We start from the raw sequence: 8,121 nt of genomic DNA on the forward strand, positions 1-8,121 counted from the left end.
ATCGCAGGCAAGCCAGCTCCCACATTTGATCTTCATCGTTGCGAATAGTGTGTTCCGCCGTTATTCCAGCATCTTGCCCAGCAGCCAACTGCCGGCCGGGCCGGGCGGATGCTGGCGTGACCACAACGCATCGACCGCCACCGAGCGCGGCCAGCCCCGGGCCTTGATTTCACACAGATGGCCGCCGCCAAACCGCTCCACCAGCCAGCGCGGCAGCGGTGCCCAGCCAAAACCCAGCTGCGCCATTTCCATCAGCATCAGGTAACTGGGCGCTGACCACACCCGGCCCAGGCCGCGGGTTTCATTCGGGTTGATGATGCTCGCCAGGCGCAGTTCGCGGTGTTGTTCCAGGGTTTGCTGGTCGATGTCCGCAAGGTTCGCCAGCGGATGTTTGGGGGCGACAAACAGCGCGATTTCCGTGCGCTCTTCCACGGTGGTGCTGGTGAGGTCCGGCGGGTAAACCTCCTGCATCTCGATAAACGCAATCTGCGCCCGGCCACTTTGCACCAGGGCAATCAAGTCCTCGCATTCGGCGATCAGGCATTCCAGCTCCAGGTCCGGGTAGCGCTGCTCGAAGGCGCTGAGGGCGGTTTCGAAACGGTCCGACTGGTACGTATCGGACATCGCGATACTCAACTTCGGCTCCAACCCCTGGGACAACTGGCTGGCCGCCAACTCCAGGCGGCTGCTGGCTTCCAGCACCTGCTCGGCGCGTTGCAGCAGCACATGCCCGGCCGGGGTCAGCGTGGGCTTGCGGCTGCTGCGATCAAACAGCACCACATCCAGGTCAATCTCCAGGCTGGCCACCGCCGCGCTGACGGTGGACTGGCTCTTGCCCAGCTTGCGCGCCGCCGCTGAAAACGAACCGTGGGTCGCCGCCTGCACAAACGCCTGAAGCACTTCGTGGGATGCCATGACTATCGCCTTGATCGATGGTTACTGGTTATGAAGTATCGAGTCAAAGGGTAATGATGGCAACCATCGTCACTCACGGAGAACGGGTCATGACACCCACCAAGTCGATTACTGAACGCGTTTGGCAGGCCATTGGTTTTGAAGGTTTGGCCTTGTTGATCTGTACACCGCTGCTGGCGTGGATCATGGATAAACCGGCCCTGGAGATGGGCGTCGTGACCTTGGCCATCAGCCTTATGGCACTGGCCTGGAACGTGATTTTCAACGGCCTGTTCGACCGTCTCAAGGCGCGCCTGCAACTGTCCGGCGGGGTGTGGACCCGCGTGCTGCATGCGTTGATGTTTGAAGGCGGGCTGGTGGCGATCTGTGTGCCGTTGATTGCCTGGTGGCTGAACATCAGCCTGATGCAGGCGTTTATCCTCGACATCGGCGTGTTGCTGTTTTTCCTGCCGTACACCTATGTGTATCACTGGGCGTATGACGCCGCGCGGGAGCGGATTATGCAGAAACGGATGCGCACCGCGTAGGAGTCCGGCTTGCCGGCGATGGCGATTTTGGATACGTCATCGCCGGCAAGCCAGCTCCTACAGGGGTTGTAGGGCGGCCACAAAATCGAGGAATGCCCGCACCTTGGCCGCCGGCAAATGCCGCGACGGGTAGAAGGCATACAACGGGAAGCGCTCGTCGGGCCAGTCGGGAAACAACTCGATCAACGCGCCGGATTTCAGCGCCGGTGCCAGCCCAAGGTCGAGCATTTGCGCCACTGCATGGCCGTGTTCGCACACGCTGTACAGGGTCCCTGCGTCGTTGACCACCAGCCGCCCGCTGGTGGCGATGTTGACCTGCTCGCCCGGCCGGTGGAATTCCCAGCCAAACGGCCGGCCGGTCTGGGAGTCGCGAAAGTCGATGCACACGTGCTGGCCGTCTTCCAGGTCCTTGGGGTGTGAAGGGCGACCATGCCGCTCGAGATAAGCTGGCGAGGCCAACGTCAGCACCCGCACTTCCATCAGCTTGCGGGCGATCAGCGAGGACGATTGCGGAATGCCAAAACGGATGGCCAAATCAAAGCCATCCGCCACCAGGTCCCCGAGTTGATCCCGCGTGTGCAGGTCCAACTGCAGCTGCGGGTATTGGCTCATGAATTCACCCAGCACCGGCCCCAGCACCAGCCGCGAAAAGTACGGGTCGATGTTCACCCGCAACCGCCCGCGAACCGTCAGGGCGCTGTCGGCCGCCGAGCTGGCGGCTTCTTCCAGGCCGGCCAGCAGGGGGGCGATTTCCTGGTAGAAACGCCGGCCCTCGTCGGTCAATTGCACCGAGCGGGTGGTGCGGTCGAACAGGCGGATTCCCAGGCGTTTTTCCAGCCGCGAAATGGCCCGGCTGACCCCCGAAGGCGTCATCTCCAGGCTGTCGGCGGCGCGGGCGAAACTGCCGCTGTCGACCACGGCGGCCAGTACGCCCATGCCACCGGCCAGTCCTGGATCAAAACTCATGGGTGATTGCCTGTCAGGTATCCGAAAGCATTGATGCTAGCGGAGAATCCGAGCGCGTTACAGAAACATCCCGCCCGAGGCCTCGACCCGTTGCCCGGTGATCCAGTTGCTGCCGTCGGCCAGCAGGGTGGAAATCGCCCCGCCGATATCATCCGGCAAGCCTGCGCGACCGAGGGCGGTGTTGTTGGCGACCATCGCGTTCACGTCCGGATTGTCGCGCACCACGCCGCCGCTGAAGTCGGTGGCGATCGCGCCGGGGGCCAGGGTGTTGACGGTGATGCCACGGGCACCCAGTTCCTTGGCCTGGTAGCGGGTCAGCACTTCCACCGCGCCTTTCATCGAGGCATAGGCCGAATAACCCGGCAGGCTGAAGCGCGCCAGGCCGCTGGAGATATTGATGATGCGGCCACCGTCGCTGATCAGCGGCAGCAGTTTCTGGGTCAGGAAAAACGGGCCCTTGAAGTGGATCGCCACCAGTTGGTCGAACTGCGCTTCGGTGGTGTCGGCGAAGCTGGCGTGGGCGCCGATCCCGGCGTTGTTGATCAGGAAGTTGAAGTGCGCCTGGCCGAACACGTCCTTCAATACCGAGCCGACCTGGGCGGTGAACGCCTCGAAGGTGGAACTCTGGCTGACGTCCAGTTGCAGCATGGCCGCCTTGCCGCCCAGCGCTTCGACTTGGGCGACCACGGCCTGGGCTTCGTCCGCCGCGCTGTTGTAGGTACCGATAATGTCGACGCCTTGTGCCGCCAGGTGCAGCGCAGCGCTTTTGCCCAGGCCGCGGCTCGCGCCGGTGATGAGTGCGATTTTACGGGTCATGATGAAGTCCTCGAGCGTGTGATGGTTCGTGGGACTGAGTGTATTTGTCCGGCCATAACGTGATAAACAGAGCTATGCCGGAATCACTGGCCGGATAAGGCGAACAATCCCATGAACAAACTAGAGTTGCTGCGTACCTTCGTGCGCGTCACCGAACTGTCGAGTTTCACCCAGGCGGGCGAGAGCCTGGGCTTGCCGCGCTCCACGGTTTCCGAGCATGTGCAGGCGCTGGAAGAGTTGCTGGGCGCGCGCCTGTTGCAGCGCACCACGCGCAAGGTCCAGGCGACCCAGGACGGGCGCGTGCTGTATGAGCGCAGCAAGGATTTGCTGTCGCACATGGAAGAGCTGGAAGGCTTGTTTCGCCAGGATGAAGCGCAGCTGGCGGGGCGCATTCGGGTGGACATGCCCAATGTCATGGCCCGGGAATTGATCCTGCCGCGCCTGCCCGAGTTCATGGACCTGCACCCGCTGATCGAGCTGGAAATCAGCAGCACCGACCGCCAGGTTGATTTGCTGGCGGAAGGTTTCGACTGCGTCTTGCGCGTCGGTGCGCAGCCGGACCAGTCGGTGGTGGCCCGCTTGTTGTGCAGCATGCCGATGATCAACTGCGCCAGTGCTGCGTACCTGAAGCGTTACGGCGTACCCAGGACGCTCGCTGATTTGGCTCACCATCAACTGGTGCATTACGTACGCCCGCTGGGCTCACGCTCCCCAGGGTTTGAATACGTACAAGGCAACAAGGTGCAGCGGATTCCCATGGCCGGGCGCGTCACGGTCAACAGCACCGACGCTTACCGGGCGGCGTGCATCGGTGGCTTTGGCCTGACCCAGGTGCCCGCCCTGGGCATTCACGATCAACTGGCCAGCGGCGAGTTGGTGGCGGTGCTGCCGGACTATCCGGCGCCGGCACTGGACGTGTCCCTGCTGTACGCCGGCCAACGGCATTTGCCGCTGCGGGTGCGGGTGTTCATGGATTGGCTGGCCGCCACCTTGCAGGCTGCTTTCAACGCCGGGCAGACAACTGCTGCGGCGCCAGGAATGCATCATGGAAGTAATCCCGAAACGCCTGCATCGCCGGAGTGAAATCGCGCTCGCGGTGCCAGGCCAGGCCGACGCTCATGGGCGTGACCTTGTCGGTGACGCTCACGGTTTCGATGCGTTTGCCTTCCAGTGACCACGGGCGATGCACCAGGTCTGACAAGATCGCCACGCCGCTGCCGTTGGCGACCATGCTGCGCACTGCCTCCACCGAACTGGTGCGCAGCCGCACCGTGGGGGTTTGCCCGGCCTGTTCCCAGTAGCGCATGGCGCTTTGTTCGGCTTCGTCGACGGTGAGGAAAATGTACGGCTCCCTGGCCACATCGGCGAGGCTCACGGCGGGGCGTTCGCACAACGGGTGATGGCTGGGCAGCCACAGGCGGCGTTCGGAGTTGAAGAGGATTTCCGAGACGATATCGGCGTGGGTGAGGTTGGCGGTGAGCACCACGGCCATGTCGAACTGGCCGTTGAGCAGGCCGTGTTCGATGGCCTGGCGTTCCTGTTCGAACACCTCGATGGTCACGTCCGGGTGCCAGTGTTCCATGCGCTGCAAGTGGTGCGGCAGGAAGTAACCGAGCACGGTGTAGCTGGCGGCCACCCGCAATACGCCGCTGGCGCGGTAGTCCGGCAGCGGGCTGTTCAGGGCATCGTCGACGCTGCGCACAATCACATACGCCCGGTTGAGGAAATGCCGCCCGGCGTCGGTCAGGCTCATGCCCTGGGCCGAGCGCACGAATAGCTGCGCGCCGAGCATCGCTTCCAGCTCCTTGATCGCGGTGGTCACCGCCGATTGGGAGATGTTCAGGTGAATCGCCGCCTGGGAGATCTGGCCGATTTCGGCGGTGGCGACGAAGTAGCGGATTTGGCGCAGGGTCAGGGACATTGGTTTCTCCGCTCGCTCCCACGCTCTGCGTGGGAACGCATCCTGTGACGCTCTGCGTCACGATTTCAAAGGCGGACGCAGAGCGTCCAGGGCGGCATTCCCACGCGGAGCGTGTGAACGATCAGTATCGGGTATCTGATTTTCAGAAGATGGGCCATCTGATATTAGATCTTCCCAAGGGGTCAAGCCGCAGCCTAATTTCCATCGCAAGAACTTCAACGGAGCGACCCCGATGCAGGCAGTGGATTTCAATTCGGACATGGGCGAAGGCTTCGGCCCCTGGACCATCGGCGACGGCGTCGACAGCGAACTGATGGCCTACATCAGCTCGGCCAACATCGCCACCGGCTTTCACGCCGGCGACCCGGGCACCATGCGCCGTACCGTCGAACGCGCCAAGCAGTTGGGTGTGGCGATTGGCGCGCACCCGGGTTTTCGCGACCTCGTAGGTTTCGGCCGACGCCATATCAACGCCCCGGCCCAGGAGCTGGTGGACGACATGCTCTATCAACTCGGCGCCCTGCGGGAAATCGCCCGGGTGCAGGGCCTCACGCTGCAACACATCAAGCCCCACGGCGCGCTGTATATGCACCTGGCGCGGGATGAAGAAGCGGCGCGGTTGCTCGTGGAAAACCTGCAACGGCTGGAGCCCACGCTGCTGCTGTATTGCATGCCGAATTCGGTGATCTGGCGTATCGCCAAGGAACTCGGCCAGCCGGTGGTGCGGGAGTTTTATGCCGACCGTGAGTACGATCTCACGGGCTCCATCGTGTTTACCCGCAATGTGCGGGCGCTGGATCCGGCAACGGTCGCGGCACGCGTACTACGGGCTTGCCAGACCGGGCTGGTACGTACGGTTGAAGGCGAAGACCTGTTTATCGAATTCGATTCCATTTGCCTGCACAGCGACACCCCCGGCGCCCTTGAACTGGTGGAAGCCACCCGTGAAGCGCTGGATCAGGCGGGCATCGAAGTACGCACACCCCGCTGACCGACACCGGTGCCCAGACACCGGGTCTGACTGATTTTTTGCCTGCCTTTCTACAATGATTCCAAGAGGAACAGACATGGCTGAATCTTCCCCGATCCGCTACAGCTTTGGCGGTGATGAACACCTGTTTGCCGAGGTCAGCGAGAGCATGTCCCTGGAGGCTTTCTTCAAGGGCATGGCCGTCACCCGTGCGGTGGAACGCCTGGCCCTGGACGGTGTGCTGGACGTCTGCCTGGCAAATGCCTCGTTCCAGATTCGTTTCGACCCGGACCGCATCGCGCCCCACGTGCTGCTCGACGCGGTACAAAGCGCCGAAGCCCAGGCCGTGGCCGAACGTACCTTGCACACCCGCATCATCGAAATCCCGGTGCTGTACAACGACCCCTGGACCCATGAAACCCTGATGCGCTTTCGCGACCGTCATCAGGATCCGACCGGCACCGACCTGGAATACGCAGCGCGGATCAACGGCCTGGCGGATGTGGACGCGTTTATCGCGGCCCACAGTGGCGCGCCGTGGTTTGTCTCGATGGTGGGGTTTGTGGCGGGCTTGCCGTTCATGTTCCAGATGGTGGAACGCGAGCGGCAGTTGCAGGTGCCCAAGTACCTGCGCCCACGCACCGACACGCCGAAATTGACCCTCGGCCACGGCGGCTGCTTTGGCTGTATCTATTCGGTACGCGGCGCCGGTGGCTACCAGATGTTCGGCGTCACCCCGGCGCCGATCTACGACCCGCAACAGCAGTTGGCCTACCTGAAAGAGCACATGGTGTTCTTCCGCCCCGGCGACATCGTGCAGTTCAAACCCATGGACCGCGACGCCTATGACCTGGCCGTGGCAGAAGTGGACGCAGGGCGCTTCGACCTGCGCATCCGCCCGGTGGAGTTTTCCCTCGACGCCTTTCTCGCCGACCCCATCGGCTACCCGAAAACCTTGCAGGAGGCGCTGGCATGATCAAGGTACTCAAACCCGGCCTCGCCACCTCCGTGCAGGATCTTGGCCGCGAAGGTTATTACCACCTCGGCATCCCGCCATCCGGCGCCCTGGACCAATACGCGTTGAGCGCGGCCAACCACCTGGTGGGCAACCCCATCGGCGCTGCCGGGCTGGAATGCACGTTGATCGGGCCGGAGCTGGAGTTTCAGCAGGATGCCCTGGTGGCGTTGTGCGGTGCGCTGATGTCGCCGCGCCTGGACGGCGTAGTGGTGCATCAGGACACCGCGTTTGAAGTGCGGGCCGGGCAAGTGCTGCGCTTTGAATTTCCCAGGGCCGGCGCGCGGACTTACCTGGCGGTCGCCGGTGGCATCGATGTGCCGCTGGTGTTGGGCAGCCGCTCGACTTACACCCTCGGCGCATTGGGCGGGTTTCAGGGGCGGCGGCTGGTGGAGGGTGATGAACTGCCCGTGGGCGAAGCCAGCGGCAAAGGCCGGGCTGGGAACAGTTTGCCCATGGCGTTGCGCCAATCGGTGGGTGGGGACGTGACCCTGCGGGTGGTGCCGGGGCTGTATTACGAGCGACTGACGCCCGCCGCCAAAAGCAGCTTTTTTGCCGAGCCCTGGACGGTGGGGTCGGAGGCCGACCGCATCGGCTATCGCTTCAAGGGCGGCAATGCCTTGAGCTTTCAGCCACGGGAACAACCGTTTGGCGCCGGGTCCGATCCGTCGAACATCGTCGACAGTTGCTACCCCATCGGCTCGATCCAGGTACCGGCGGGCCTGGAGCCGATCGTGCTGCACCGGGACGCGGTGTCGGGCGGGGGCTACGCGATGATTGGCACGGTGATCAGTGCCGACCTGGATCTGATCGGGCAGATGCAACCGAACCAGCGGGCGGGGTTTGTGGCGGTGACGCTGGAGGAAGCGTTGGAGGCGCGGCGGGTGTACAAAAAGCGGCTGAAGGTGATGGGCGGGTTGTTTAGCACCTGAACTCACCACTGAACCCAATGTGGGAGCGGGCTTGCTCGCGAAAGCGGAGTGTCAGTCAA

General features: G+C 63.2%; 9 protein-coding genes. 5 read left to right on the forward strand and 4 right to left on the reverse strand.

The window, feature by feature from the left end:
* Positions 1-60 precede the first annotated feature (60 nt).
* Positions 61-915, reverse strand: coding sequence for a LysR family transcriptional regulator (locus tag ACW9I6_RS28355; RefSeq protein WP_457340088.1), 855 nt, complete (start codon positions 913-915; stop codon positions 61-63).
* 89 nt (positions 916-1,004) lie between these two features.
* Here ACW9I6_RS28355 and ACW9I6_RS28360 point away from each other — a divergent pair, with 89 nt between their 5' ends.
* The gene (locus ACW9I6_RS28360) at positions 1,005-1,442 is read left to right on the forward strand and encodes a multidrug/biocide efflux PACE transporter (RefSeq protein WP_087693157.1); all 438 of its coding nucleotides are present in this window, start codon (positions 1,005-1,007) and stop codon (positions 1,440-1,442) included.
* A gap of 57 nt (positions 1,443-1,499) precedes the next feature.
* Here the strand turns inward: ACW9I6_RS28360 and ACW9I6_RS28365 are convergent, their stop codons facing one another.
* Complete coding sequence (locus ACW9I6_RS28365; protein WP_003211434.1) at positions 1,500-2,408, reverse strand: LysR family transcriptional regulator; 909 nt, start codon at positions 2,406-2,408, stop codon at positions 1,500-1,502.
* Between the two features lie 57 nt (positions 2,409-2,465).
* Positions 2,466-3,224 (reverse strand): SDR family NAD(P)-dependent oxidoreductase, encoded by a 759-nt coding sequence (locus tag ACW9I6_RS28370; RefSeq protein WP_003211435.1) that lies wholly within the window; start codon positions 3,222-3,224, stop codon positions 2,466-2,468.
* A 111-nt stretch (positions 3,225-3,335) separates the two neighbouring features.
* On the opposite strand from ACW9I6_RS28370, the gene ACW9I6_RS28375 reads away from it, so the two are divergent.
* Positions 3,336-4,307: a LysR family transcriptional regulator gene (locus ACW9I6_RS28375; RefSeq protein WP_457340089.1), complete on the forward strand. Its 972-nt coding sequence runs from the start codon at positions 3,336-3,338 to the stop codon at positions 4,305-4,307.
* Here the strand turns inward: ACW9I6_RS28375 and ACW9I6_RS28380 are convergent.
* The gene (locus ACW9I6_RS28380) at positions 4,228-5,145 is read right to left on the reverse strand and encodes a LysR family transcriptional regulator (protein WP_177019369.1); all 918 of its coding nucleotides are present in this window, start codon (positions 5,143-5,145) and stop codon (positions 4,228-4,230) included. The two genes, ACW9I6_RS28375 and ACW9I6_RS28380, sit on opposite strands and share 80 nt — an antisense overlap.
* A 232-nt stretch (positions 5,146-5,377) precedes the next feature.
* On the opposite strand from ACW9I6_RS28380, the gene ACW9I6_RS28385 reads away from it, so the two are divergent.
* The 3 genes from ACW9I6_RS28385 to ACW9I6_RS28395 all read left to right on the forward strand — a co-directional run bounded on the left by ACW9I6_RS28385 (position 5,378) and on the right by ACW9I6_RS28395 (position 8,062).
* Positions 5,378-6,136: a 5-oxoprolinase subunit PxpA gene (locus ACW9I6_RS28385; protein ID WP_003211441.1), complete on the forward strand. Its 759-nt coding sequence runs from the start codon at positions 5,378-5,380 to the stop codon at positions 6,134-6,136.
* A 76-nt stretch (positions 6,137-6,212) separates the two neighbouring features.
* On the forward strand, positions 6,213-7,091 hold the full coding sequence (locus ACW9I6_RS28390; RefSeq protein WP_008432967.1) for a 5-oxoprolinase subunit B family protein: 879 nt from the start codon (positions 6,213-6,215) through the stop codon (positions 7,089-7,091).
* On the forward strand, positions 7,088-8,062 hold the full coding sequence (locus tag ACW9I6_RS28395) for a 5-oxoprolinase subunit C family protein (protein WP_087693152.1): 975 nt from the start codon (positions 7,088-7,090) through the stop codon (positions 8,060-8,062). The genes ACW9I6_RS28390 and ACW9I6_RS28395 overlap by 4 nt, the downstream gene beginning before the upstream one ends.
* The last annotated feature ends 59 nt before the right edge of the window (positions 8,063-8,121 follow it).

This window comes from Pseudomonas sp. SDO5522_S412, assembly GCF_054071215.1.

Bases quoted from the DNA above. Each gene is read 5' to 3' on its own strand.
- ACW9I6_RS28355 (WP_457340088.1), bottom strand. From the start codon at position 915: ATGGCATCCCACGAAGTGCTTCAGGCGTTTGTGCAGGCGGCGACCCAC.
- ACW9I6_RS28360 (WP_087693157.1), top strand. From the start codon at position 1,005: ATGACACCCACCAAGTCGATTACTGAACGCGTTTGGCAGGCCATTGGT.
- ACW9I6_RS28365 (WP_003211434.1), bottom strand. From the start codon at position 2,408: ATGAGTTTTGATCCAGGACTGGCCGGTGGCATGGGCGTACTGGCCGCC.
- ACW9I6_RS28370 (WP_003211435.1), bottom strand. From the start codon at position 3,224: ATGACCCGTAAAATCGCACTCATCACCGGCGCGAGCCGCGGCCTGGGC.
- ACW9I6_RS28375 (WP_457340089.1), top strand. From the start codon at position 3,336: ATGAACAAACTAGAGTTGCTGCGTACCTTCGTGCGCGTCACCGAACTG.
- ACW9I6_RS28380 (WP_177019369.1), bottom strand. From the start codon at position 5,145: ATGTCCCTGACCCTGCGCCAAATCCGCTACTTCGTCGCCACCGCCGAA.
- ACW9I6_RS28385 (WP_003211441.1), top strand. From the start codon at position 5,378: ATGCAGGCAGTGGATTTCAATTCGGACATGGGCGAAGGCTTCGGCCCC.
- ACW9I6_RS28390 (WP_008432967.1), top strand. From the start codon at position 6,213: ATGGCTGAATCTTCCCCGATCCGCTACAGCTTTGGCGGTGATGAACAC.
- ACW9I6_RS28395 (WP_087693152.1), top strand. From the start codon at position 7,088: ATGATCAAGGTACTCAAACCCGGCCTCGCCACCTCCGTGCAGGATCTT.